At 68.2% G+C, this 20575-nt stretch carries 37 protein-coding genes; 31 read left to right on the top strand and 6 right to left on the bottom strand.

Translation table 11 applies throughout. The annotated features are described in order from the left end of the window. Positions 1–12: 12 nt before the first annotated feature. The 5 genes from BR31_RS0110020 to BR31_RS28130 all read right to left on the bottom strand — a co-directional run bounded on the left by BR31_RS0110020 (position 13) and on the right by BR31_RS28130 (position 3887). Entirely contained in the window at positions 13–483 is a 471-nt protein-coding gene (locus BR31_RS0110020) for a hypothetical protein (RefSeq protein WP_027500835.1), read from the bottom strand. Positions 484–518: 35 nt separating this feature from the next. Next, positions 519–1445 (bottom strand): AEC family transporter, encoded by a 927-nt coding sequence (locus BR31_RS0110015; RefSeq protein WP_027500834.1) that lies wholly within the window; start codon positions 1443–1445, stop codon positions 519–521. A 44-nt stretch (positions 1446–1489) separates the two neighbouring features. Next, positions 1490–2698: a tyrosine-type recombinase/integrase gene (locus BR31_RS30570; RefSeq protein ID WP_051637272.1), complete on the bottom strand. Its 1209-nt coding sequence runs from the start codon at positions 2696–2698 to the stop codon at positions 1490–1492. A gap of 83 nt (positions 2699–2781) precedes the next feature. After that, entirely contained in the window at positions 2782–3021 is a 240-nt protein-coding gene (locus BR31_RS32130; RefSeq protein ID WP_231496428.1) for a hypothetical protein, read from the bottom strand. 272 nt (positions 3022–3293) lie between these two features. Then, positions 3294–3887, bottom strand: a complete 594-nt coding sequence (locus tag BR31_RS28130) for a helix-turn-helix domain-containing protein (protein ID WP_081830400.1) — start codon at positions 3885–3887, stop codon at positions 3294–3296. Between the two features lie 100 nt (positions 3888–3987). Here BR31_RS28130 and BR31_RS28125 point away from each other — a divergent pair, with 100 nt between their 5' ends. The 23 genes from BR31_RS28125 (at position 3988) to BR31_RS0109885 (ending at position 14168) form a co-directional block, all read left to right on the top strand. Next, positions 3988–4221: a helix-turn-helix domain-containing protein gene (locus BR31_RS28125; RefSeq protein WP_037176170.1), complete on the top strand. Its 234-nt coding sequence runs from the start codon at positions 3988–3990 to the stop codon at positions 4219–4221. Beyond that, positions 4218–4421 carry a helix-turn-helix domain-containing protein gene (locus BR31_RS28120; protein WP_037176168.1) on the top strand — a complete coding sequence of 68 codons (204 nt, stop codon included), beginning with the start codon at positions 4218–4220 and terminating at the stop codon, positions 4419–4421. The genes BR31_RS28125 and BR31_RS28120 overlap by 4 nt, the downstream gene beginning before the upstream one ends. A gap of 58 nt (positions 4422–4479) precedes the next feature. Further along, positions 4480–4635, top strand: coding sequence for a hypothetical protein (locus tag BR31_RS31490; protein WP_156042429.1), 156 nt, complete (start codon positions 4480–4482; stop codon positions 4633–4635). A gap of 332 nt (positions 4636–4967) precedes the next feature. Continuing rightward, a complete protein-coding gene (locus tag BR31_RS31485) occupies positions 4968–5123 on the top strand; it encodes a hypothetical protein (protein WP_156042428.1) in 156 nt (51 codons plus the stop codon). Further along, positions 5120–5440 carry a hypothetical protein gene (locus BR31_RS31845; RefSeq protein ID WP_027500832.1) on the top strand — a complete coding sequence of 107 codons (321 nt, stop codon included), beginning with the start codon at positions 5120–5122 and terminating at the stop codon, positions 5438–5440. Before BR31_RS31485 ends, BR31_RS31845 begins: the two co-directional genes overlap by 4 nt. Then, on the top strand, positions 5437–5562 hold the full coding sequence (locus BR31_RS32405; RefSeq protein ID WP_269321337.1) for a hypothetical protein: 126 nt from the start codon (positions 5437–5439) through the stop codon (positions 5560–5562). Before BR31_RS31845 ends, BR31_RS32405 begins: the two co-directional genes overlap by 4 nt. Further along, positions 5562–5987, top strand: a complete 426-nt coding sequence (locus BR31_RS31840) for a WhiB family transcriptional regulator (RefSeq protein WP_197023585.1) — start codon at positions 5562–5564, stop codon at positions 5985–5987. The genes BR31_RS32405 and BR31_RS31840 overlap by 1 nt, the downstream gene beginning before the upstream one ends. After that, the gene (locus BR31_RS0109960) at positions 5987–6265 is read left to right on the top strand and encodes a hypothetical protein (RefSeq protein ID WP_027500830.1); all 279 of its coding nucleotides are present in this window, start codon (positions 5987–5989) and stop codon (positions 6263–6265) included. Before BR31_RS31840 ends, BR31_RS0109960 begins: the two co-directional genes overlap by 1 nt. Next, positions 6265–6441: a hypothetical protein gene (locus BR31_RS31480; protein ID WP_156042427.1), complete on the top strand. Its 177-nt coding sequence runs from the start codon at positions 6265–6267 to the stop codon at positions 6439–6441. Before BR31_RS0109960 ends, BR31_RS31480 begins: the two co-directional genes overlap by 1 nt. After that, complete coding sequence (locus BR31_RS28115) at positions 6441–6638, top strand: hypothetical protein (protein ID WP_051637271.1); 198 nt, start codon at positions 6441–6443, stop codon at positions 6636–6638. Before BR31_RS31480 ends, BR31_RS28115 begins: the two co-directional genes overlap by 1 nt. After that, positions 6635–7057: a hypothetical protein gene (locus BR31_RS0109945; RefSeq protein ID WP_231496427.1), complete on the top strand. Its 423-nt coding sequence runs from the start codon at positions 6635–6637 to the stop codon at positions 7055–7057. The genes BR31_RS28115 and BR31_RS0109945 overlap by 4 nt, the downstream gene beginning before the upstream one ends. After that, entirely contained in the window at positions 7057–7257 is a 201-nt protein-coding gene (locus BR31_RS0109940) for a hypothetical protein (protein ID WP_027500828.1), read from the top strand. Before BR31_RS0109945 ends, BR31_RS0109940 begins: the two co-directional genes overlap by 1 nt. After that, the gene (locus BR31_RS0109935; RefSeq protein WP_027500827.1) at positions 7250–8143 is read left to right on the top strand and encodes a YqaJ viral recombinase family protein; all 894 of its coding nucleotides are present in this window, start codon (positions 7250–7252) and stop codon (positions 8141–8143) included. The genes BR31_RS0109940 and BR31_RS0109935 overlap by 8 nt, the downstream gene beginning before the upstream one ends. Continuing rightward, positions 8140–9093 (top strand): hypothetical protein, encoded by a 954-nt coding sequence (locus tag BR31_RS30565; protein ID WP_051637270.1) that lies wholly within the window; start codon positions 8140–8142, stop codon positions 9091–9093. Before BR31_RS0109935 ends, BR31_RS30565 begins: the two co-directional genes overlap by 4 nt. Next, positions 9090–9389, top strand: a complete 300-nt coding sequence (locus tag BR31_RS0109925; RefSeq protein WP_027500826.1) for a DUF7352 domain-containing protein — start codon at positions 9090–9092, stop codon at positions 9387–9389. The genes BR31_RS30565 and BR31_RS0109925 overlap by 4 nt, the downstream gene beginning before the upstream one ends. Before the next feature lie 42 nt (positions 9390–9431). After that, entirely contained in the window at positions 9432–9785 is a 354-nt protein-coding gene (locus tag BR31_RS0109920) for a hypothetical protein (protein ID WP_156042426.1), read from the top strand. Beyond that, the gene (locus tag BR31_RS31475) at positions 9782–9922 is read left to right on the top strand and encodes a hypothetical protein (protein WP_156042425.1); all 141 of its coding nucleotides are present in this window, start codon (positions 9782–9784) and stop codon (positions 9920–9922) included. The genes BR31_RS0109920 and BR31_RS31475 overlap by 4 nt, the downstream gene beginning before the upstream one ends. Then, positions 9919–10074 carry a hypothetical protein gene (locus tag BR31_RS31470; protein WP_156042424.1) on the top strand — a complete coding sequence of 52 codons (156 nt, stop codon included), beginning with the start codon at positions 9919–9921 and terminating at the stop codon, positions 10072–10074. The genes BR31_RS31475 and BR31_RS31470 overlap by 4 nt, the downstream gene beginning before the upstream one ends. Next, positions 10071–10829: a hypothetical protein gene (locus BR31_RS0109905; RefSeq protein ID WP_027500824.1), complete on the top strand. Its 759-nt coding sequence runs from the start codon at positions 10071–10073 to the stop codon at positions 10827–10829. Before BR31_RS31470 ends, BR31_RS0109905 begins: the two co-directional genes overlap by 4 nt. Next, positions 10826–11623 carry a hypothetical protein gene (locus BR31_RS0109900; RefSeq protein WP_027500823.1) on the top strand — a complete coding sequence of 266 codons (798 nt, stop codon included), beginning with the start codon at positions 10826–10828 and terminating at the stop codon, positions 11621–11623. The genes BR31_RS0109905 and BR31_RS0109900 overlap by 4 nt, the downstream gene beginning before the upstream one ends. A gap of 114 nt (positions 11624–11737) precedes the next feature. Beyond that, positions 11738–12679, top strand: coding sequence for a hypothetical protein (locus BR31_RS28105; protein ID WP_051637269.1), 942 nt, complete (start codon positions 11738–11740; stop codon positions 12677–12679). Next, positions 12679–13242: a crossover junction endodeoxyribonuclease RuvC gene (locus BR31_RS30560; RefSeq protein WP_027500822.1), complete on the top strand. Its 564-nt coding sequence runs from the start codon at positions 12679–12681 to the stop codon at positions 13240–13242. Before BR31_RS28105 ends, BR31_RS30560 begins: the two co-directional genes overlap by 1 nt. Then, on the top strand, positions 13239–14168 hold the full coding sequence (locus BR31_RS0109885) for a hypothetical protein (protein ID WP_027500821.1): 930 nt from the start codon (positions 13239–13241) through the stop codon (positions 14166–14168). Before BR31_RS30560 ends, BR31_RS0109885 begins: the two co-directional genes overlap by 4 nt. A gap of 3 nt (positions 14169–14171) precedes the next feature. Here BR31_RS0109885 and BR31_RS31465 read toward each other — a convergent pair whose 3' ends face one another. Further along, positions 14172–14582: a hypothetical protein gene (locus BR31_RS31465; RefSeq protein WP_156042423.1), complete on the bottom strand. Its 411-nt coding sequence runs from the start codon at positions 14580–14582 to the stop codon at positions 14172–14174. A gap of 167 nt (positions 14583–14749) precedes the next feature. On the opposite strand from BR31_RS31465, the gene BR31_RS31460 reads away from it, so the two are divergent. From BR31_RS31460 to BR31_RS0109840, 8 genes are all read left to right on the top strand, one after another. After that, positions 14750–15337 carry a hypothetical protein gene (locus tag BR31_RS31460; protein WP_156042422.1) on the top strand — a complete coding sequence of 196 codons (588 nt, stop codon included), beginning with the start codon at positions 14750–14752 and terminating at the stop codon, positions 15335–15337. A 37-nt stretch (positions 15338–15374) separates the two neighbouring features. Then, positions 15375–15509: a hypothetical protein gene (locus BR31_RS32400; RefSeq protein ID WP_269321336.1), complete on the top strand. Its 135-nt coding sequence runs from the start codon at positions 15375–15377 to the stop codon at positions 15507–15509. 58 nt (positions 15510–15567) lie between these two features. After that, complete coding sequence (locus BR31_RS32535; RefSeq protein ID WP_027500818.1) at positions 15568–15915, top strand: HNH endonuclease signature motif containing protein; 348 nt, start codon at positions 15568–15570, stop codon at positions 15913–15915. A gap of 114 nt (positions 15916–16029) precedes the next feature. Further along, on the top strand, positions 16030–16527 hold the full coding sequence (locus tag BR31_RS0109860) for a phage terminase small subunit P27 family (RefSeq protein WP_027500817.1): 498 nt from the start codon (positions 16030–16032) through the stop codon (positions 16525–16527). After that, a complete protein-coding gene (locus BR31_RS0109855; RefSeq protein ID WP_051637267.1) occupies positions 16502–18241 on the top strand; it encodes a terminase large subunit in 1740 nt (579 codons plus the stop codon). The genes BR31_RS0109860 and BR31_RS0109855 overlap by 26 nt, the downstream gene beginning before the upstream one ends. Before the next feature lie 13 nt (positions 18242–18254). Further along, complete coding sequence (locus BR31_RS0109850; RefSeq protein ID WP_051637266.1) at positions 18255–18539, top strand: hypothetical protein; 285 nt, start codon at positions 18255–18257, stop codon at positions 18537–18539. After that, positions 18536–19774, top strand: a complete 1239-nt coding sequence (locus BR31_RS0109845; protein ID WP_027500814.1) for a phage portal protein — start codon at positions 18536–18538, stop codon at positions 19772–19774. Before BR31_RS0109850 ends, BR31_RS0109845 begins: the two co-directional genes overlap by 4 nt. Next, positions 19774–20547, top strand: a complete 774-nt coding sequence (locus BR31_RS0109840; protein ID WP_027500813.1) for an HK97 family phage prohead protease — start codon at positions 19774–19776, stop codon at positions 20545–20547. The genes BR31_RS0109845 and BR31_RS0109840 overlap by 1 nt, the downstream gene beginning before the upstream one ends. Positions 20548–20575 lie beyond the last annotated feature (28 nt).

Raw genomic sequence — 20575 nt, 5'->3', positions numbered from 1 at the left:
CAGTCCGGGCCGCTACCCGCTGATCACCTGTCGGTTCCCGAGGGGCGCGGCGAGCTGGACCTCGAGGGTGGCCTGCACCGCGATCATGACGCAGACCCTGTCGACCACGTCCGCCCTCGTGCCCGTGCGCAGCGCGATGGTGACGGAGGAGGCGGACTCGGTGACCGTGGCGTCGGCGCCGTAGCACTCGGGCGCCCCGGCGGTGAAGTGCACGGCCACGCGGTCGCCGGTCTCGCCAACGACGGTGTAGGACTCGAAGGGGGTCGGGTGCGCCTCGACGATGGTCGGGTCGGCCGTGAACACCATGCCGGGCTCGGCGTCGGGGTCGTTCACCGGCGGCGGTGCCGGGCTCGTCACCGCGACGATCGGCGCCTGGGTGGTCACCGCGGGCGAACTCGGGGCGGTGGCCGGACCCGACGCGTCGCCGTCGGAGCAACCGGCCAGGGCCAGGCTGAGCAGGGCCGCGACGGCGAGGATGCGCATGGGCTCACCGTAGCCCCAGATCGGCCGGGTGAGCGTCAGGCCAGTGCCCAGGCGACGAGCGCGATGGCGGGGATCGAGGCCAGGGTGGTGACGAGGGCGGTGTCCCGCGCGAGCACCGTGCCACGCTGGTAGCGGCTCGCGTACACGAACACGTTCTGCGCGGTCGGCAGCGCGGAGACGACCACGACGGCGAACAGGTCGTGGCCGTCGAGGCCGAGCAGGAAGCGGGCCATCAGGTACGCCAACACCGGTTGCACCAGGATCTTGAGCACCGAGGCGAGGGCGATCTCGCGGCGGGGACTGACGCCGCGCTGGAGCACCCGGACTCCGTACAGCGACAACCCGAAGGCCAGCAGCGCCCCAGGCACGGAGGCCCCGCCGATGATCCGGAACGGCTGGATCAGCGATTCCGGTAGCGTCCAGCCGGCGATGGCGACCACGAGTCCGGCGATCCCGGCGACCACGATGGGGTTGAGGAATGGGGTGATGAGCGTGTCGCGGATCGAGGTGCCCTTGCGGGTGGTCGCCAGGTCGAGCGCGGTCAGCGCGATCGGGGAGTACACCACGATCTGGAACAGCAGCAGCGGTGCCACGAACGACGCGTCGCCGAGCACGAACACCGAGATCGGGATGCCCAGGTTGGCGGAGTTCACGTAGGAGGCGGCCAGCGCGCCGATCGTGGATTCGGGCAGTGGCCTGCGCAGCCAGCCGAGCGCGATCGCCAGGTACACGCCGCCGACCACGAAGGCCGTGGCCGCGGCCACCGCGAGGGTGGGGGAGAAGACCGTCGCCAGATCGGCGGTGGCGAGGGTGTCGAAGAGCAGCGCGGGGGTGGCGACGAAGAACACCAACCGACCGAGCACGAACTCGCCGTGCTCGCCGAGCACCCGCGTCCGGCCCAGGATGTAGCCGATGGCGATGACGACGAAGATGACCGTGAAGCCCGCGAACACGCCCGACACTAGCTGTGACCCCGTCGGGGAAAATACTGCACTACCTGGTCTTTCTATTGAGCGGTGGAGGTGGTCCGCGCTTCGGCAACGGCGGGCGTCTGGTCGCCGGTCCCGACGTGGTCCCGACTCAGCACCGCATCGATGGCGGTCCGTGTGCGTTCATCCTCCCCTGGCCACATGTGTGCGTAGATCTCGAGGGTCGTCGAGGCAGACGCGTGGCCGAGTCGTGCCTGGACGGTCTTCACGCTCGCGCCCGAGTAGATGAGGGTCGACGCGTAGAAGTGGCGGAGGCTGTGCCAGGTCACCGCTTCATCGAGTCCGCACCGGTCGCGAAGGGACCGGACCGAGTAGGCGACCGTCGACGCGGTCCACATGCCACCGCGAGAGGTCCGGAAGATCGGCGCCGATCGATCCGCGCTTGGGCGGTCGGCCAGCTCCTCGGCGAGCACGTCGATCGCGATCTGCGGGAGCGGAAGCACGCGCTTCGACGCGGGGGTCTTCAACCGGCCCCATTCGAACGACGCCGTCCGCGCCGTCGACTGTTCGGTGATTGACGCCTCCTTGCGCAGGAAGTCGATCGACCGAATTCGCAGCCCCGCGATCTCGCCAGCACGAAGGCCCGTGGCAGCGCCCACGATGATCATGCGCGCGAGGGTCGGGTGCGCCGGAACCCAGTCCTTGCCCCCCAGCCGTCCGACTCGCGCCGCCTCGGCCATCGCGTGCACCTGGCTCGCCGTGACCAGCTCGTCGGCCGTAACTGCCCGCGCCTTCTCTCGGCGGGTCGCCCTCACGTTCTCGCAGGGCGACTTGTGGAGGAGGCCATCCGCGACAGCCATCGCCATGCAGCCCGCGAACTGCCCGGCCCAGGTGGCGACAGTGGTATCGGCCAGCCCTTCGCATCCTCGCACCCATGGCCGACCGTTCCGCAGCGCGTGATGCCACTCGCGTACATCGGAGGGCCGCAATGCTGAGATCTGCGCGCGCTCGAGGCGTCCGAGGTTCTTCCCGACGCGGGCCCGGATTCGGCGGGTTCCGTCTGATTGGGCGGCAGCCTCCCAATGTGCCCAGAGCTGGCCGACCGTGACCTCCCCCGCCTTCGGGTCGATCCAGTCGCCGACCCGCACCTCGCGCTCGCGCTCGGCAGTCCAGGCCTTCGCGTCCTTCTCGCGCTCGAAGGTCTTGCTCCGCTCGGAGCCGTCGGTCCCGACATACCGCGCGACCCAGCGGACTTTCCCGTTTCGAATGCGCTTCTGCGGCTTCATCTTCTGCCATTCCTGTCATGAATCAGCGGTCCGTCGAGCCCCTCGGGCGGAAGGGCTGCCTGGTTCGGGTCTCGAGGCGGCCACTACGGCTGCCTGCGCACCATCTCGTCGTTCAGGTACTTCCGCTCCAAAGGGGTGAGGGACTGAATCCGAACTGTGAGCATCGCGACGTCACACCACAGTTCGCCGGCCGCTTCGCTGCCGACGCGCCAGCGGGTCCAGGCCAGCGCATCGACTAGGTCCTCGATCGGGATGAGCCGGCGCGCGGCGATCTCGTCAACAGCGCGTTCTTCGCGAGCGTCGTCTGTGTCGGCCGAGCACACGGAGCCCCGCTCTTGATGGACCAGCTCGTGCGTCAGTGTTGATCGCCTGCCTGCCTGGTCAAGGTCTCGGTGGAGGTAGATCCCGTGCTGCGTCCACGCTCCCTTAAGGGTGCCGGGCAAGGGGTATCTGCATGTCACAGATACCTCGGGGTAGTGATCTCTGAGGCGTCGCCATGGGTGCCATCTGGTCAACTCGACACCCTGATCATGGCCACCGACAGCTGAATCGGTGTCATTCTCTCCCGGCTCTACCACCCCTGATCCCCTCACCGTTAGGCCCCTGACTCAGGCCCTTCGTCGTCTGGGTAGTCCTCGGGGTTTGGCGCCTTCGGTCGCAGGCTTGCCTGATCATCCGAAACTCGCCGCGCCGCAAGGAGTTCCCGCTCGTCGAATGGCGGCATTCCATCCGGGCCAAGCTTGGAATCGTCGGCAACGTCAAGGCTTCGAACGTTGTTATTTCGTGTCAAGGACGTGACGTTATCGGGATACCTGCCGGCCGCCGCGTTGCCGAGAATCATCACGACCTCGGTCATCACCTGATTCCTTGGCGGCTGGGGGATCGCTTGGATCAGGGGGGCTATCACGGCGATCCACTCCGCAACCCAGTCCGGGAAGTTGTCCATCGGGTTGGGGCCGAGGTCCAGGGCGACCATCAGCTTGCGCAGATTCGCGGCTTGCGGAATCAGCCTCCCCGACTCGATGTTGCCGACCGTCTTGAGTGAAACGCCAGACATGTCCGCGACGTCTCGCTGAGTGAGGCCCCGGGCGACTCGTGCGGGCTTGATTTTCGCGGCCCATGCGGCGCGAGCCTTCTCATCCATGCGGATTCCGAAAATGGATTCTTGCTCATCTCCATGGTTCGACATGGGTAAGAACGTACCAGTCTTACCGACTTGAGCAAAGATCTGCCCGCAACACCGGGTATGCAGTTGCTAGTTATGAGTAAGAGTGCCTACTGTCTTGCGCATGACCTACACACCGAGCACCGGGCAATCGATCCGGCACTTCCGCTCCGCTGCGGGTCTCACCATCGAACAGCTTGCCGCCTCCGCGGAGGTCAGTCCCGCGTATCTCTCGCGAGTCGAGAACGGGAAGTCGAGGCCGTCCGATCGGTGGGTCGCAGTGGTCATGACGGAGATCAGCGGCGCGCTTTCGCGCAAGGCCGAGAAGGACGCGCAATCGCTAGGCGCAACGGCATGAGCGCGGCGTACGTCTCCGTGAAGGAGCTGGCCGAGAAGTGGGGGTGCCATCCCGCGGCCATCTACAAGCAGGTGGATGGTGGCCGACTTGCAGCCCTCCGGATCGGCCAGACGATCCGGATCCCTCTCACTGCAGTCGCGGACTTCGAACGCGCCAACACCACTGGCCAGGCCGAGTCGTCGACTCGTCGACGCGCATGAAAAAGCCGCCAGCTGCGGCAACAGCTGACGGCCATCGAATCCCCACGAAAGGAATCTGATGTCGAATCCTACGGCACTCATGAACGCCCGCCTGATCGTCGGCGGCCCGACGCTGGTCGTGCTGTCCGCCGTCGACGCGCTGCTCTGTCTAGCGCAGCAGGCCGTCGCCACTCTGGTCCGTGCTCTCCTCGCGCAGCTGGCGGTGCAGGGATGAGCGCGCCCCGGGTGTTCCTCACCGCGCTGTCGATGCTGATCCTCGGCTTGACCGGCGCCGCCTGGCTGATCCAGTTGGCGGCGTCGTGAGTGCCCGCAACCTCCCTGCTGCTCGCGGCCTCGCCCCGCAGAGCGCAGGGTCGCCGGCCCCGCGCGACGGCACGGAAGCCACGGCGCGCGGGGCCACCTAATCCGCCGGTGGCGGCGAGCAGAAGTGGAATCCTGCCCGGCCCGATGCCGGAATCGCCGCCACCGGTCATCCACCACCCACACCCACATCGAACGCGGGCCGCTGTCCGTGCGCCCCGTCGTACCCAAAACCAGGAGAAATCCATGATCACCACCACTCTGCAGGGCGGGACCACCGTCCAGAAGCTCTACGAGCGTGAGGGACTCGAGCTGCCCGTGAAGCGTCCCGTTCAGCACCGCGCGGGCGTCCCGGTCCGCATCTTCCTGCTCGCCGCGACGACCGAGGCGGCGGCGGCATGAGCGCCCCCGCGATCTCCCTCGCCGGGTTCGCCGCCGCGCTCGACGAGCAGGCCGCCAGCCTCGGCGAGGCGGGCGTCGATGGCAGCGAGGACTACATGTTTCGGAGCGAGTCGCTCGCCCTCGCGAAGCTGTCCGCCGAGACCGCGCTGGCGCTGGCCGACCGGCAGGCGCAGATCGACGAGCAGGAGGCACCACCGGCGGCCGACGGCACGCTCGGCCAGGTCCGGGATTACGCGAACGCCCTCTCCGAGTGCGGCGACCAGTTCGGTCGCCACGCCGGACGGGTCATCCTCGACATCCTGGGCGGTGGCCAGTGAACGCCCGCGCGTACTGGGCGTGGCTGCGCGCCTACGTGATCAGCACGCCGATGCTGCTGAGCTACGCCATCGGCGGCGGGATGTTCGGCGCCCCGCTCTACTTCGCGGCGGGTGGTCGGTGATGGCCGCCGAGTGGCAGGAGCGCGCGAAGTGCCGCGGCCAGGACCCCGAGCGCTGGGCGACGGCGAACCTCCCGAGCGCCTCGCGCCGGGCCATGGCCGCGCTCATGCAGTGCGACGGCTGCGCGGTGTGGCGTGAGTGCGGGTTCGCGGCCCTCGAGATGACCGACTTCAACGGGATGGTTGTTGCAGGCGTCGCATTCCCCGAGGGCACCAACAAGATCCGGCACGCGCGGAAGGTTCTGCGCGTCCGGCTCGGACTGCCGGCCACTGAGCCGCGAGCGGAGATGCCAAATCACTGCGCCGACTGTGAGCGCCCGCTCGTTGCGTACAGGGCCACGAAGCTGCCGAAGGCGCACGCCCGCTACCACGGCCATGGCCTCTGTGTGGGCTGCTACAGCGCGAAGCGCCGGGGGGTGGCTGCCTGATGGACGCCGAGGACATTGCACTCACCGCGGCCGAGAACCTGGGTCAGCTCGACGGGCACGAGGGCTGGCGGCCGGTCGCTGCCGATCAGCACGCAGTCGCGCACCAGCGCGGCATCTCGAATGCGTACATCGAGGTCGTCGACCGTGAGACCGGCGAGACCGGGCAGGTCTACCTCTACGCCAGGCGGAAGCCGACCGGGCCGCCGGTGTTCGACGACGGCGCCGCTGCCGACCGGGCGCACGACGCCGCGGTGGCTGACGAACTGGGGGCGCTCTGATGTGGGGCCTGTTGACGGCCGACGTGCCGACGCAGTGGGGCACCTTCGCCACCGGCCTGGCCGTGCAGGTCATCGAGACCGACGCGGACACCCGGGTGGTCGTGCTCTCAGAGCTGCGAGCCCGCCGCCTGACGGCCCGGGTGCCCCGCGACGGCGTGCTGACGGGGGTGGCCTGATGCGCGACACCTTGTTCCCGAGCTGCGTCATCCCCGGATGCAGCAACCCGGTGTCCCGGTCGAACGAGCCATGCGGCCAGTGCAAGACCGCGTTCGGCGAGTACCTGCGCCCCGGCGGCGAGGAGCTGACCGACGAGCAGATCGAGGAGCGCGACACCGCGGTCCGTCAGACCTACGAGAGGAGGGGATTCGCGTGATCACCGATGCGCAGCGCCGACTCCTGGGCGAGCTGGCCCCGTGGCAGGTTCTTGCCCTCGCCGACGCTCCCGACTACTGGTGCCGCGAGATCCGCGACAGCCAGGGCGGCGGCACCGTTCGCGGCGAATGGCCGGACGGATCGTGCCGCCAGACCTACACGTGGGGCATTGCCGTCACCGCCGATGGCGACTACGTCCGCGCCCGCAAGAGAAGCGATCCGGCGCACGCCGCGACGCTCACCTGGGCGCAGATCGCGGGTTGGGTCGAGTCCCTCCCCACGGAGCTGCGGGCCGAGGCGCGGCGGCACCGCAAGTCAGATCCCGGCACCGGGGCCCGTGTCGCCGCGCTCATCCTGGCGCCGCCGAGCGCGGCCCCGGCGCCCAGCGAACAACTCGGTCTGTTCGAGGCGGTGGCCTGATGCCCATCACCCTCGCTCAGGCCCGCGACAACCGCGGCGAACTGGTCGCCTACCGCAGCCCTGCGACCCGCGAGATCACCGAGCACGGCCGCATCGCGGGGGTCGCGGGCCGAATGGTGCTCGTGCGCTACAGGTCCAGCCCTGACCCGATCCTGACCCACCCCGACAACCTCGAACTGATCGGAGACACGAATGCCTGATGTCGACCTCAAGCCCGGATCGCCCGAGTGGCTTCGCACGGTCACCGCGTCGAAGATCCCCGTCATCCTCGGCGTCTCGCGCTACAAGAGCCAGTACACCCTCTGGCACGAGATGGCCGGCCTGCTCGAGCCGGAGCCGATCAGCCAGCAGACGCAGGAGCTGTTCGACTACGGCCATGCCGCCGAGGTCGCGGCCGCCGAGTTCTGGAAGTGGCGCAACCCCGGATGGCGCCTGAGTCAGCGCGAGGTCCAGTACAGCCGCGACGACCTCCCGTTCCCGAACGCGGCCACGCTCGACCGCCGGGCCAGCCGCGGCCGCTCGCGGAAGGCGGTCGAGGTCAAGACTGCCGAGTCGCTCGAGGAATGGGGCGACGACGGATCCGGCGAGATGCCGGCCGACTATGCCGCGCAGGTCATCTGGCAGCAGTACCTGAGCGGGTTCACTGATCCGGCCGACCTGGTGCTGTGGCCGACCTTTGGCCGACCTCGGATCTACACCGTCGAGTTCTCCGAGGTCCGCGCTGAGGCGATCGTCGCGAAGGCCTCGGCCTGGACGGCCAGCCTCGCGGCCGGTACGCCGCCGCCGCTCGACACCACGATCAGCTGCTACGAGACCGTGCGCCGCCTGCACCCCGACATCGAGCGAGATCGCGAGGTCGAGATCTCCCCGGACCTCGCGGCCCGGTACCTGACCGCCAACGCCGATCGCAAGGTCATCGACGTCGAGGAGCGCGGCACGAAGACCGAGGTGCTCTCCGAGATGGGCCAGGCCCAGTACGCGACCTGTCAGGGCTACCGCATCGCGGACCGCCGAAACGCCAAGGGCGGCACCGTCGCCCTCTACGCCAACACGAAAACCGACTTCCTGGAAGGGATCCCCGCATGACCAGCAACGAAATCGCACCCCTGACCGAGGGTGACATTCTGCCCGCTGGCGCCAGCCTCGCTGTGACGCCGGATGCCGCGGGCGCCATTGGCCAGCTGATGCAGCACGCACAGGCGATGGACATCGCGTACAAGCTCGCCGAGAGCATGTGCAAGACAGCCCTCGTCCCGGCGATCTACCGCGGAAAGCCGGAGGACGGCACGGCCGCGATCCTCTACGGCGCCGAGCTCGGCCTGAACCCCATCCAGTCACTGCAGCAGATCTTCGTTGTGCACGGCTCGCCCGCGATCTACGCCCGCACCATGGTGGCGCTGCTCAAGACCCGTGGATTCCTCCTCGAGACCGTCGCGACCGCAGACGACTCGGTCACCGTACGCGGCACTGACCCGAGTACCGGCCAGGTCGAGGAATCCACGTGGACGTACGAGCGGGCACGCAAGGCCGGATACACCACGAACAAGAAGTACGACACCGACCCGCAGGCGATGCTCTACGCGAAGGCCGCGACCGAGGTCTGCCGAAAGATTGCGCCCGACGTGCTGCTCGGCATCGCGCACACCCGCGAGGAGCTCGAGCTCGAACCTATCCGCGCGACCGTCGAGCGGGTCACCCCGACGAAGCGCGGCGTCGCGGCGCTCGACGCGGCGCTCGGCATCGCGGCCCCGGCCGCCGATCCGGAGCCTGCCTCGGATTCAGGCGCAAAAGTGGACATCGCGCAGGCCAGCGAGCCGGAGCCCGAGGTCGCGATGGCCACCCCGGAGCAGCAGAAGCGCGTCGGCGAGCTGCTGACCGCGGAGAAGCTCGACACCCGCAAGCAGAAGCTCGACTACCTCGAGGGGCAGTTCGGGCGGAAATTCACCTCCGCAGCGAACCTCACCGCCGCCGAGGCCGATCAGCTGATCGCGTTCCTCGCGGACGCCCAGGCCGCCGACGCGCAGGCGCAGCAGTGAGCGGGGCTGACCTCGGCCCGGTGATTCACCGCGTCACGATCCCCGTCGCCGATCGGCAGCTCGTCGCGATCCATGCGGGTGGGCAGGTGCTGTCCGTCGCGCCCACCCGCGATGGCGGCAGCGACCACGTCGACCTGTGGTTCACCACGTACCCGGCCGAGGACCGCGGCGACCAGCGCTGGATCCACATCGCCGGGACCGGCCACCACCGACCGCCTGGCCGATTCGTCGGCACGGTCGTCACGCCGTCCGGCCTTGTCTGGCACGTGTTCGAGGGCGATCCCTTCCAGGCCTGAACTGACAGCCAGCAAACCCCAACCAACAGAAGGAGATTCAACGTGACCCAGCCCATGATCGACTCCGCTCGCCTGCAGTTCTCCGGCCTGTCCGCCGAGGACTTCGAGGACGTGCCCGCGATCGGCGAGCAGCGCACGTACACCATCCTCGCGACCTGCCAGTCGCACAACGAGCGCGCGATGGCGAACGAGGGCACGCGAAAGTCCGTGAACATGAAGGTCGTCCGCGTGCTGTCCGGTGTCGACCACACGATCGACGACGAGCCGGAGGAGGAGCCGAGCCTGTTCGGCTCGGACGGCGGCAGCTCGGTCGACGACGAGCCCGAATCGATCGGCGACATCATCGGCGGGGCCGAGGCGTTCCAGGGCCCGACCTTTTCCGCTGGCGACGAGTGAGTCGCTCGGCAATCGCAACGCTCGCCCCCGCGCTGGCTACGGCCAGCGCGGGGGTGGCGTTCGCGAACTTCGTGTTCACCAGCTGGGTCGTCGAGGCCCTCGAAAAGCACGCATCCCGAATGGAGGCCCGATCGTGAACGGACCCGACCCGCTCAAGGAACTGCAGGCGCTCAAGTCGAAACTCGCCCGCGCGGTCGAGCTGGCTGACGAATGGACCCGAACCGGACACAAGGTGCGCACCCGCTGCGCCCGCGACCTCTATCGAGTGCTGAAGAGCGAGGCCCGATGATCACCGTCCTCTGCTGCCGCGGCATCGGCGAGCCACTGCAGAACACCATGCTCTCGGGCGTCACGCGGCGGCTCGACCCCGCCCGGTTCCGGGCGCGTGAGGTGCCCTGGCTCGCCGAGTATGGCCCGGCACCCCGCCCCGGCGGCGCCGCGTTCGAGGCATCGCTCTCGCGCGGTAAGGCGCTGCTGCTCAATATGATCAACGACGACCCGTACCCGGTTGTGCTGCTCGGCTACTCCGGTGGGGCGGCACTGGCCGGCCACGTCGGTGCCGAGATCGGGCGCGGCCTGCACCCGGGTCTCGACGTCCGCGGCGTGGGCCTCGTCTCCGATCCGTTCCGCTCACCGCTCAACGGCGGCCCGGCCGACAGCATGGGCGTCGCCGGTGCGCGGCCTGTCCTCGCGCGGTTCCCGGTCTGGCAGGTCGCCGACCCGGCTGACGTCATCTGCTGCTGTCCGCCCGACTCGCCGCTGCGCACCTTCGCAGACCAGACCGCGGCGTTCTCGCTCGTCGACCCCGGCGCGTGGGGCATGGACCTGCTCGACCGCGCTCGGCGCACACGCTGGCAGCCCTCTGGCGGGTTCGTCTGGCAGGACCCGCTCGCCCCGTTCCGGCGCGCGGCCCAGGCCGTGCGTGACGCCGAGGGGTACCTGTTCCGCGGCGACCACACCGGCTACGGCGTACGGCGCGCGCCCGGGTCGCACCTGACCTACCTCGACCAGCTGGCCGACAACATCATGAGGAGCGTCCGATGAGCGAGACCATCGAGATCACCGCTGATGAGTACCGCACCGCCGCGAAGGTGCTTCGGACGCATGGATCACGGGAATTGGGCCGCCGCGTCGAGATTGTGACCTGGTGCGAGCGGCTGGCTGACGAAGTCGATGCCGTCCAGGCCCGGGGCGCCCTCGTCGATGAACTGTTCGCCGTGTACCGCAATGAGGTAGCCGGCCACGAGATGGACCCGGCGACCGCGACGCGGGATGGCCTTCACGCGGTTCTCGAGCACGTACAGCCGATCGCCAAATGGCTGGCCGCCGAGAAGGTCTGGGAGGCAACCCGCCTGGTTCGCCCGGTCGACATCTTCCCTGGCGACGATTCGCCGTGGTCCATCGTCCCCCTCGGCATCGCCGTCGGCCCAGTGCGGTCGATGATCGCGGCGATCGGGGGCCGATTGAATGAGCAGCTCGGCGCCGACGGGTACCGGGTGAGCATCGCACTCGACGAGCCGCACCCGCCGGGAACCTGCGGCGCGAACTCTACCGACGACCCGGCTCGCCCGTGGGCGTGCACGCTCCCCGCCGGGCACAACTGTGCGCACGAGGCGCTGACGACCGGTGGCCGCCTGTGTCGCCGTTGGGGCCGTGACTGGCCCAGCCTCGACCTGGTGCCTGGTGGTGTGATCCAGGTCAGGGATCGGTTCGGGTCCGCGTGTGACCGAAGCGACGAGCAGCCCGGCGGCTGGGCATGGATGGATGGGTCCGACCAGGGAAGGCCCGTCGCCGGGCCGTCGGCGCCATACGGCCCGTTCACCGAGGTGGTGTCCTGATGCCGCTCCCGACCTGCATCCGCTGCGGCCGCCCGATCAACGCGCACGGCCGCGTGTGCTGCGACTGCCTGCAGGCGCAGGCCCGCGAACCAAACCGAAGGAAGGAGGCACACGATGGCGCGTAGTCACGGCCGGATTCAGTTCGGTCTGTTCAACAATCGCGAGTTCCGGGCGCTGTCGCCGGGCGCTCAGCGCACGTACATGGTCCTGTTCGGGCAGAAGGACGTCAACAACGCGGGCGTCCTGCCGCTGATGCCCTCGCGGTGGGCTCGCTACTGCGAGGGCCTCACCGAGGCGGACGTCTGGGCCGATCTCGCCGAGCTGCAGGCTGCCCGGTTCATCTACTTCGACACCGATTCTGACGAGCTGCTGATCCGATCGTTCATCCGCGGCGACGGCATCGAGAAGCAGCCGAACGTGCTCAAGAACGCGCTCAAGTGCGCCGAGTTGATCGACTCTCCGCTGCTGCGCCAGGTGCTCGCGGCAGAGCTCAGGAAGCTCCGCCGGAAGGACGCGGACGCCGTCGCGGACATGATCGAACCCGACCCTTCGGGAAGGGTTTCCGAACCGTTCCCGAACCCTTCGGAAACCCTTCCCGAACCCTTGAACCCTTCGCGAACCCCTCGCGAACCCCGCGGGGTAGGGGAAGGGGAAGAGGTTCTCTTACGTACTGCAGATGAAGAGTTGGGGGGTCGCGCGCGCGTACACACGCACACGCGCGAGGCGCAACCACCCACCCCCCACTGCCCGAAGCACCCCCAGGGCACCGACGCCCCGTGCCGCGCCTGCGGCGCCGCCCGGCAGGCGCGAGAGGCGTGGGACCTCACCGAGTCCCGCCGCCGCATCGAGGTCCAGCGCGCCGAACGCGAGAAGCGCGTCGAGGCGGCCAAGCAGGCGATTGCCGCATGCGCGCTGTGCGACGACGAGGGTTACGCCGGAACCACTGTCTGCGACCACGACCCGGACGTCGCTGAGCGCAACCGCCGGGGGAGCGCGCTCGTCCGGGCCGCGCTGGCGCAGTCGAGTACCCAGAACGCGACCGAAGGAGTCGACTAGTGAGCACCATCGTCGGACTCGATCCGAGCCTCACGGCCGCTGGGATCGCCGTGATCAAGCAACCCCAGCACGCGGATACCCCGAACCGCCCCCGGCTCGTCACCGTGGGCACCAGCGGCCAGAACGGCGACACTCTGGCCGAGCGCAGCATCCGCGTCGGGCGCCAGGCTGAGAACATCCTGCGGGCCATGCCCGCGACGGTCTGCCTCGTGATGATCGAGGCACTGCCGCTCATGCCGCCGAAGCACACGAAGCTGTTCCAGGAGCGGGCCGCGCTGGTGCACCGCGTCGTTGAGTACCTCGCGAAGCGCCGAATCCCGGTCGTCGACGTCAGCGTGACCACGGTCAAGCTCTGGGCCACTGGTGACGGGCACGCATCGAAGACCGCGGTGCTCGAGTCGATGCAGGCGCTCTGGCCGCACGCCGCGATCGGCGACAACGACAACAAATCCGACGCGCTCGCGCTCGCCACAATCGGCGCGCAGCGGCTCGGGTGGTACGAGCCCGAGCTGCCGCACCACATCGAACCGCGCGTGAATTGGCCTGCGGGGGTGCGCCGATGAGCGCGATCGACTGCCACAACTGCGGCCGCGTCGTCGCCGACGGCTACGAGCTGTGCACGCTGTGCGCCGACGCGCTCCATCGAGAGCTGCTCACCGTGCCGGGTCTCGTTGCGGACCTGACCGTCACCCGGGCCCGCCTCGACCGCATGAGCCGCGGGCGGGTCGGCGGCAAGAGCTCCGAGACCGCGCTGCCTGTGCGCCTCGACCGGTTCGACGGGCTGCCGACGCAGCGATCCCTCAACCACCTGACGCTCATCGTCGGCACCTGGGCCCGCCTCGCCGCCGACCACACCGGCCAGGCCGACGACCTCGACGCCGCGCTCGACAGCCGCGGCCTGCGGCAGCTCGTGCACAACCGTCGCGACGGCAGGTTCGACCGGGCCGCCCTGGCGACCGAGGGCGCGTACGACGTCGAGTTGGCGGCCCTCTGGCTCGCGTGCTGCGGAGGCGACTTGCGTGCCGTCCCGGATGCCCGCGCCATGCACGACGAGATTGCCGACGCGCTCGCCTCCGCGCGCCGCGTCGTCGACCGACGGCCTGAGCTTGCCTACCGCGGGCAGTGCAGTGCGATCGTCGCCCAGCCCGACAGCACGCGCGGCCTGTGCGGCGCCGACCTATACGTCGAAGATGGCGACGGGTACCTCACGTGCCACTTATGCGGCGCGAGCCATGACGTGCGGACGCTGACGCGGGATGCGCTCGGCGCCATCGAGAACCGGCTCTTCACCATCGCCGAGCTCGAGCGCGTGCTGCGCGAGCTCGGCGAGCCGGTGCCGGCCGGGACGATGCGCTCATGGCTCAGTCGCGGGCAGCTACGACCTCGGGCGTGGCGGCAGGTGGATGGGAGTGAGTCGGAGTTCTGGGTTCGGCGGTCCGACCCGCCGTTGTTCCGGCTCAGCGATGTGCGAGGACTTCGTGCGGGGTGAGTGTCAGAACGGATGGAACAGATTCACAACGGTCAGTACGCCCACCAGGGCAAAGAAGGCCTGGAGAGCCACATACCCAATGTCGCCAGGGCTGGCCTGCGACAACCACTCGCGAAAGTACGCGAATCGCCCTCGACCGTGTGCGGTGTTGAGCTTCTTCAGCTTCGCCAGCTCCGTCCGAATCGAGCTATCGACTACGCGCTCGGCATCCAGTGAGGGCTCGCCGTCGGCGGTGCTCGAATCCAGTTCCGCCCGGATGTCGACCAGCATCTTTAGGTTCTCGTGGGGCGACTTGCGGCCATTTCGAGTTGCCACCAGTCCGGCGATGCCTGCAGCAATGACGACGGCGATCGGGGCGGCAATTGTCGGCCATGAGAATTGGGTAGCCGCGGCGGCTGCTTCTGCATGAATCACAGAGACATCATGCCCAACTCGCCAGAAGATCCGCCTGACTTGAAAACGTCCTGACCTGCATGCAACACTGTTCTGCAGTGGGAGCCAGTGTGTCTACTTCCTGATTCCATCATCGATCTTCATGCTCACGCCCGTTTCGGAGCTGTGTACTTGTTAACATCCGGGCGGTGATTCTCGCTCAAGTCGCTCAAGTCGCAACTGTTGCTGCAGGCCCCTGGTGGGGAACGGCCATCATTGCCGGGATAGCCACTTTGGCTGGCGGTCTGATAACTGTCTCGGTTCAGTCGATCATCGAGTGGCGCAAGGGCCGTCGGGAGCACCATCGCCGTTGGGAAGATCAGACGCTGCAAGTGTCACTAAAGTTCCTTGATGTCATGGAGTTGATGGCGCCGCACTCGCGGTATCACCCGAACGACCTCGAAGCGGTTCGACGTACCACCTTCGACGGGGCTGAAGCCATGAAGCAGGCGGAAGACCATCTACGACACCTGCGCATAGTTGCACCAAGAATGCTCTACGACCGCGCCTCTAACCTCAGCTATGCAGCATTCGCGTTCATGGTCGAACCGTTGGATGACAAGCGGTGGAACAGTCAGGTGTACAAGGACTTACGGGATGCCTACGACGAATTTTTCACCGAGATAAAGGGCAACCTGAGGACTCGCAAGGGGCGCGGTATGAAGAAGAGCGAGAAGCTCATCAACATGCGTGGGAGTGTCGGCGGACAGACTCCGACGATTAGCACGCCGACCTAGTTAGCGTCCAGGTTCACCGGCTCGGAGGTGGTTTCGGATGATGACCCCCGAGGAGCAGCTCGAAGACCTCCACTTGCAGCGCCACCGGGCGCAAGCCAACGTGATCGTGTTGACCGAGCAGATCGACTACATCCTCGACCAGATCACCGCGCGAGATCGGCGCGTCCGATGATCGGCGTCGCTTGGCTGTTCGTCACGATCATCCGGATGTTCCTCGGCTTGTCGCACTGATGCCGACCGCACCGCCCCGTGCCTGCCCGAAGTGCATGCGCGCGCACAGCAACCCGCGAGGATGCCCGCGGTGCCGTCCGGCCTGGCAAGGCTCGAGCTACGGCACGAGCGGCACGAGCCGGCGCCAGCAGCGCATGCGCGCCGAGCAGCTCGCCGCGCACCCGTTCTGCCAGTGGCCCGGGTGCCGGCGCCTCGCCGTGACCGCTGACCACATCGTCAACCTCGCGGCTGGCGGCGAGAAGTACGACCCGGCCAACCTGCAGAGCCTCTGCAAGGCCCACCACGACGCCAAGACGCAGGCCGAGGCGCAGGCCGCGCGCCGCCGCGACGATCCCGCCCCGTTCTAGGGGGTAGGGGGTCGAAATCTCTGCAGCATGAGGGGCGAAGCCCGGCGCGGTAACTCGACTTTTTCGCGCTCAGGTTCGCGCTCATGGGGGGTATCCCCACGAAGGGGGGTCATCATGCCCGGTCCCGCTGCGGCTCCGCCCGCACTCAAGCTGCTCGGCGGGCGCTCCGAGGGCCGCGACTCCGGCGGCCGCGTCGTCACGCCGCCGCCGGACTTCCGCCGCATCCCGCCGAAGCCGCCGACCTGGCTCTCGCGCGAAGCGAAGGCCGAGTGGAAGCGCATCGTCCCCGGCCTGTCTCGGCTCGACCTGACGAAGGAAGAGGACCGCGGCTCGCTGACCGCGTACTGCGAGACCTGGGCGACCTACGTCGACGCGATCCGGCAGGTCCGGCGCGACGGGATCGTCGTCGAGAACCGCTCGATTCGGAAGGACGGGACCGAGTCGATATGGAAGACAAAGAATCCCGCGATGGCGGTCGCCGAGCGCGCATCTCAGCAGCTCCGCGCGTGGGCGTCCGAGTTCGGCCTGACGCCATCCTCCGAGGGCAAGCTGTCGGCGGCGTTCGGCGCCGTCGAGGGGACACCCGATGACGAAGGCAACCCGTTCGCCTGAGCTCGAGCTGTACGACGCCGAGGAACTCGAGCGGCTGAAGATCTCGCCCGAGGTCGGCTACTACCTCGCGACGCGCGGGATCCCGCTGCCAGACTGCCCGCCGCTGATCAAGACGCCCGAGCCGCGCGAAGAGCCCGGCGCCCGGTTCGACCCGAGCCGAGTTGACGCGGTGCTCAAGGTGTTCAAGCTGCTGCGGCACACGAAGGGCCGTCTCGCAGGCCAGCCGCTGAATCCGGATCCGTGGCAGATCGCGTACATCCTCGCGCCGGTGTTCGGGTGGGTCCGGTTCGACGAGGACGTGCAGGCGTACGTGCGGATCATCCGCACCGCGTACGTTGACCTGCCGCGCAAGAACGGCAAGAGCACGCTCGCCGGTGGCATCGGCGTGTACCTCACCTGCGCCGACGGAGAGGCCGGCGCACAAGTGATCGCCGCGGCGACGCGGAAGGAACAGGCCGGGTTCGTCTTCGATCCGATCAAGCTCATTTGCGAGAAGTCGCCCGCGCTTCGGCCGTACGTGAAGACGCTCGCGTCGAAGATCGTGCACCCGAAGTCCGGCAGCTACTTCCAGGCCGTCGCGTCCGCGGGCGACGCGCAGCACGGTGCCGACCTGCATGGCGGGATCGTCGACGAGCTGCACCTGCACAAGACCTACGACCTCGTCGAGGCGATCGAGACCGGCACCGGCTCGCGGTCTCAGCCGCTGCTCGTGTTCATCACCACGGCCGACGCCGGAAAGCGGCACACGCCGTATGACCGCAAACGCACGATGGTCGAGCAGCTGGCGCGCGGCGCGCTGGCCGATCCTTCGACCTACGGCGTCGTGTTCGCCGCCCCGGCCGACATGGACCCATTCAGCGAAGAGGCGCAGCGCGCGGCGAACCCGGGCTACGGCGTCTCACCGACGCGCTCATACCTGCGCGACGCGGCCACGAAGGCGCGGAACTCCCCCGCGGATCTCGCCTCGTACCTGCGCCTGCACCTGGGCCAGCGGACGAAGCAGTCTGAGAAGTACATCGACCTCACCGCGTGGGATCGCAACGCGTCGATGATCGACGAGGCGCGGCTCGAGGGTCGGGCATGCTTCGGCGGCCTCGACCTCGCGTCGGTCTCGGACATCACGGCACTGTGCTGGCTGTTCCCTGACGCCGAGCGCGGCGGGTATGACGCGCTATGGCGGCTATGGACGCCGGAGGAAAACGTCGAGGCGCTCGACAAGCGGACCGCGGGCGAGGCCAGCGTTTGGGTGCGGAAGGGATTCCTGACCGCGACGCCCGGCAACGTCATGGACTACGACTACATCGAATCCGTCGTGAAGGCAGACGCGAAGAGGTTCGCCGTCCAGGAAGTCGCCTACGACCGCTGGAACGCCTCGCAGCTCGTGAACAACCTCGTCGCCGAGGAAATCCCAATGGTCCAAATGGGCCAGGGGTTCGCGTCGCTGTCGGCTCCGACGAAAGAGCTGCAGCGGCTCGTGCTGCTCGGCACCGAGGAGAAACCGATGCTGCGGCACGGCGGTCACCCGGTGCTGCGGTGGATGGTCGACAACCTCGCGGTCGCGATGGACGCGGCCGAGAACGTGAAGCCGGACAAGGCGAACGCCGCCGACAAGATCGACGGCGTCGCTGCACTGATCAACGCGCTCGGCCGCGCCACCGGCGGCGAAGGCCAGACCGAAAGCGCATACGACGACCACGACCTGATGGTCGTCTGACGGAGGGGATCCCATGATCGCTGTCGCGATTTCTGTCGCCGTTCTCGCCCTCGTGGCCACGGCCAGTGGCGCGGTGCTCTACGGCCGCCGACTGCGTATCCGGCGCCGCGCGCTGGTCTCGCTGAAGACGGGCAACGCAGTCTCGGGCGTGATCATCCGCGGCTCCGGCCGCTGGGTCGTCGTCGCCGATGCCATGGTGCACGACCGCGACGCGAGCGCGCCGACGCCCGCCGACGGCGAGATCTGGATCGAGCGGGCAAACGTCGACTACGTCCAGGCAATCGGGGGTGACCGATGAGCTTCGTCGTCTCCGAGGGCGCCGTTCGCGGCCTCTCGCGCCCCGACCTGCCCGGCATGCCGCGGCTGCAGATCTCCGACTCGCTGTCGATGGCGTACGAGGAGATCTGGCGCAAGCAGCCAGCGGTGCGCACCGCGGTCACATTCCTGGCCCGGAACATCGCGCAACTCGGGCTCCACTCATTCCGCCGCGAGGGTGACACGGATCGCAAGCGGCTCACTGATCACCCCCTTCCGCTGCTCATCGGCAAGCCGAACATGTGGACCACGAGATACCGGCTGATGAGCGGTCTCGTGCACGATCTCGGGATCTACGACCGGGCGTTCTGGCAGAAGGTCAAGACGTCCGACGGAGGCCTCGGCCTGATCCGGCTGCCGCCGTCGGCGGTCACACCGAAGGGCGACGACTGGCTGACCCCGCAGACGTTCGAGGTCAAGGGCAGCAAGGGCACTCGAGAGATGTCCGCCGACCAGCTCATCTACTTCCGCGGGTACGCGCCGAACGACGACTTCGGCACGTCGCCGATCGAGGCCCTTCGTCAGATCCTCGCCGAGGAGTGGCATTCGAGCCGCTCCCGCGAGCAGACGCTGCGCAACGGCGCCCGGCTCTCCGGATACCTGCAGCGGCCGACGGGCGCCCCGCGGTGGGAGTCCGAGACCCGCGATCGGTTCCGTGAGTCGTGGAGGGCGCAGTACACCGGCGACGGCCCGGCGGCCGGTGGGACGCCGATCCTCGAAGACGGGATGACGTTCAATCCCGTCTCGCAGACATCGGAGCAGCTGCAGTACGTCGAGGCGCGCAAGCTCACTCGCGAGGAGGTCGCGGCGGCGTACTTCATCCCGCCGCCCATGGTCGGCCTACTCGACAATGCGACGTTCTCGAACATCACCGAGCAACACAAGATGCTCTATCAGGACACGCTCGGCCCCTGGCTGACGATGATCGCCGACGAGCTCGCGCTGCAGCTGATCCCGGACCTGCCGGACAGCGGTCGCGTGTACGTCGAGTTCAACCTCGCAGAGAAGCTGACCGGCTCGTTCGAGACCCGGTCCGACTCGATGTTCCGGGCCGCTGGCGCGCCGTGGCTGACGGTCAACGAAATCCGGGCCATGGACAACCGACCGCCGATCGACGGCGGCGACGTCCTCGTCCGGCCCCTGAACGTCACGCAAAACGGTGACGACAAACCGATCCCGGCCGCACCGGGAGACGACCCCGCTCCCGAGGAGGGCTGATGCTCACCAAGAACGCCTTCGCCAACATCAAGGCTGGCCCGGATGACGGGCTCGCCGAGGGCGAGTTCATCGGCTACGCCAGCGTGTTCGGCAACGTCGACAGCTACGGCGACGTCGTCATGCCGGGCGCCTTCGCCGCCGACCTCGAGCGCTGGGCGGCGAAGGGTGACCCGATTCCCGCACTGTTCGGCCACAACATGAGCGACCCCGACTACAACATCGGCGAGGTGCTCGCGGCCGAGGAGGACGAGATCGGGCTCAAGGTCCACGTCCGCCTCGACCTCGAGGCCCCGAAGGCCGCCCAGGTCTACCGGCTCCTCAAGGGTCGGCGGGTCAACCAAATGTCCTTCGCGTACGACGTCATTGCTGGCGGGTACGAGAAGCGCAAGAAGGACGACAGCGAAGAGTCCGAGGAGTTCTACGCACTCCGCGAGCTCAAGCTGTACGAAGTGTCCGTGGTGCCGATCGGCGCCAATCAGGAGACCTCGATCCTCGACGTGAAGTCGATTCCCAGCGTGGCGGAACGAGTCGCCACTGACCTAAAGGCCGGCCGAGTGATCTCGGCCAAGAACGAGGGCGAGCTCCGCACCGCGCATGAAGCGCTCGGTCGCGTGCTGTCCGTCCTCGACAGCGACGAGGAGAAGGCCAGCGGTACGGGTCCGTCTCGGAAGGGCGGCACTGATCCTGCCGCCGACGAGGCCAGCCTCAATCCGTCCGTCGATCCCTCGGCAGTGCTGGATGCGCTCGCCCTCGAGATCGAGCTGAGCGCGTAAACCACCCCTCCGAGAAAGGAACTCATCA

This window comes from Rhodococcus sp. UNC363MFTsu5.1 (assembly GCF_000686785.1).
GTDB classification, from domain to species: domain Bacteria; phylum Actinomycetota; class Actinomycetes; order Mycobacteriales; family Mycobacteriaceae; genus Rhodococcus_G; species Rhodococcus_G maanshanensis.
This window is presented reverse-complemented; position numbering and strand designations above follow the sequence as displayed.

Bases quoted from the DNA above. Each gene is read 5' to 3' on its own strand.
- BR31_RS0110020 (WP_027500835.1), bottom strand. From the start codon at position 483: ATGCGCATCCTCGCCGTCGCGGCCCTGCTCAGCCTGGCCCTGGCCGGT.
- BR31_RS30570 (WP_051637272.1), bottom strand. From the start codon at position 2,698: ATGAAGCCGCAGAAGCGCATTCGAAACGGGAAAGTCCGCTGGGTCGCG.
- BR31_RS28130 (WP_081830400.1), bottom strand. From the start codon at position 3,887: ATGTCGAACCATGGAGATGAGCAAGAATCCATTTTCGGAATCCGCATG.
- BR31_RS28125 (WP_037176170.1), top strand. From the start codon at position 3,988: ATGACCTACACACCGAGCACCGGGCAATCGATCCGGCACTTCCGCTCC.
- BR31_RS28120 (WP_037176168.1), top strand. From the start codon at position 4,218: ATGAGCGCGGCGTACGTCTCCGTGAAGGAGCTGGCCGAGAAGTGGGGG.
- BR31_RS31490 (WP_156042429.1), top strand. From the start codon at position 4,480: ATGTCGAATCCTACGGCACTCATGAACGCCCGCCTGATCGTCGGCGGC.
- BR31_RS31485 (WP_156042428.1), top strand. From the start codon at position 4,968: ATGATCACCACCACTCTGCAGGGCGGGACCACCGTCCAGAAGCTCTAC.
- BR31_RS31845 (WP_027500832.1), top strand. From the start codon at position 5,120: ATGAGCGCCCCCGCGATCTCCCTCGCCGGGTTCGCCGCCGCGCTCGAC.
- BR31_RS31840 (WP_197023585.1), top strand. From the start codon at position 5,562: ATGGCCGCCGAGTGGCAGGAGCGCGCGAAGTGCCGCGGCCAGGACCCC.
- BR31_RS0109960 (WP_027500830.1), top strand. From the start codon at position 5,987: ATGGACGCCGAGGACATTGCACTCACCGCGGCCGAGAACCTGGGTCAG.
- BR31_RS31480 (WP_156042427.1), top strand. From the start codon at position 6,265: ATGTGGGGCCTGTTGACGGCCGACGTGCCGACGCAGTGGGGCACCTTC.
- BR31_RS28115 (WP_051637271.1), top strand. From the start codon at position 6,441: ATGCGCGACACCTTGTTCCCGAGCTGCGTCATCCCCGGATGCAGCAAC.
- BR31_RS0109940 (WP_027500828.1), top strand. From the start codon at position 7,057: ATGCCCATCACCCTCGCTCAGGCCCGCGACAACCGCGGCGAACTGGTC.
- BR31_RS0109935 (WP_027500827.1), top strand. From the start codon at position 7,250: ATGCCTGATGTCGACCTCAAGCCCGGATCGCCCGAGTGGCTTCGCACG.
- BR31_RS30565 (WP_051637270.1), top strand. From the start codon at position 8,140: ATGACCAGCAACGAAATCGCACCCCTGACCGAGGGTGACATTCTGCCC.
- BR31_RS0109905 (WP_027500824.1), top strand. From the start codon at position 10,071: ATGATCACCGTCCTCTGCTGCCGCGGCATCGGCGAGCCACTGCAGAAC.
- BR31_RS0109900 (WP_027500823.1), top strand. From the start codon at position 10,826: ATGAGCGAGACCATCGAGATCACCGCTGATGAGTACCGCACCGCCGCG.
- BR31_RS28105 (WP_051637269.1), top strand. From the start codon at position 11,738: ATGGCGCGTAGTCACGGCCGGATTCAGTTCGGTCTGTTCAACAATCGC.
- BR31_RS0109885 (WP_027500821.1), top strand. From the start codon at position 13,239: ATGAGCGCGATCGACTGCCACAACTGCGGCCGCGTCGTCGCCGACGGC.
- BR31_RS32400 (WP_269321336.1), top strand. From the start codon at position 15,375: ATGATGACCCCCGAGGAGCAGCTCGAAGACCTCCACTTGCAGCGCCAC.
- BR31_RS32535 (WP_027500818.1), top strand. From the start codon at position 15,568: ATGCCGACCGCACCGCCCCGTGCCTGCCCGAAGTGCATGCGCGCGCAC.
- BR31_RS0109860 (WP_027500817.1), top strand. From the start codon at position 16,030: ATGCCCGGTCCCGCTGCGGCTCCGCCCGCACTCAAGCTGCTCGGCGGG.
- BR31_RS0109855 (WP_051637267.1), top strand. From the start codon at position 16,502: ATGACGAAGGCAACCCGTTCGCCTGAGCTCGAGCTGTACGACGCCGAG.
- BR31_RS0109850 (WP_051637266.1), top strand. From the start codon at position 18,255: ATGATCGCTGTCGCGATTTCTGTCGCCGTTCTCGCCCTCGTGGCCACG.
- BR31_RS0109845 (WP_027500814.1), top strand. From the start codon at position 18,536: ATGAGCTTCGTCGTCTCCGAGGGCGCCGTTCGCGGCCTCTCGCGCCCC.
- BR31_RS0109840 (WP_027500813.1), top strand. From the start codon at position 19,774: ATGCTCACCAAGAACGCCTTCGCCAACATCAAGGCTGGCCCGGATGAC.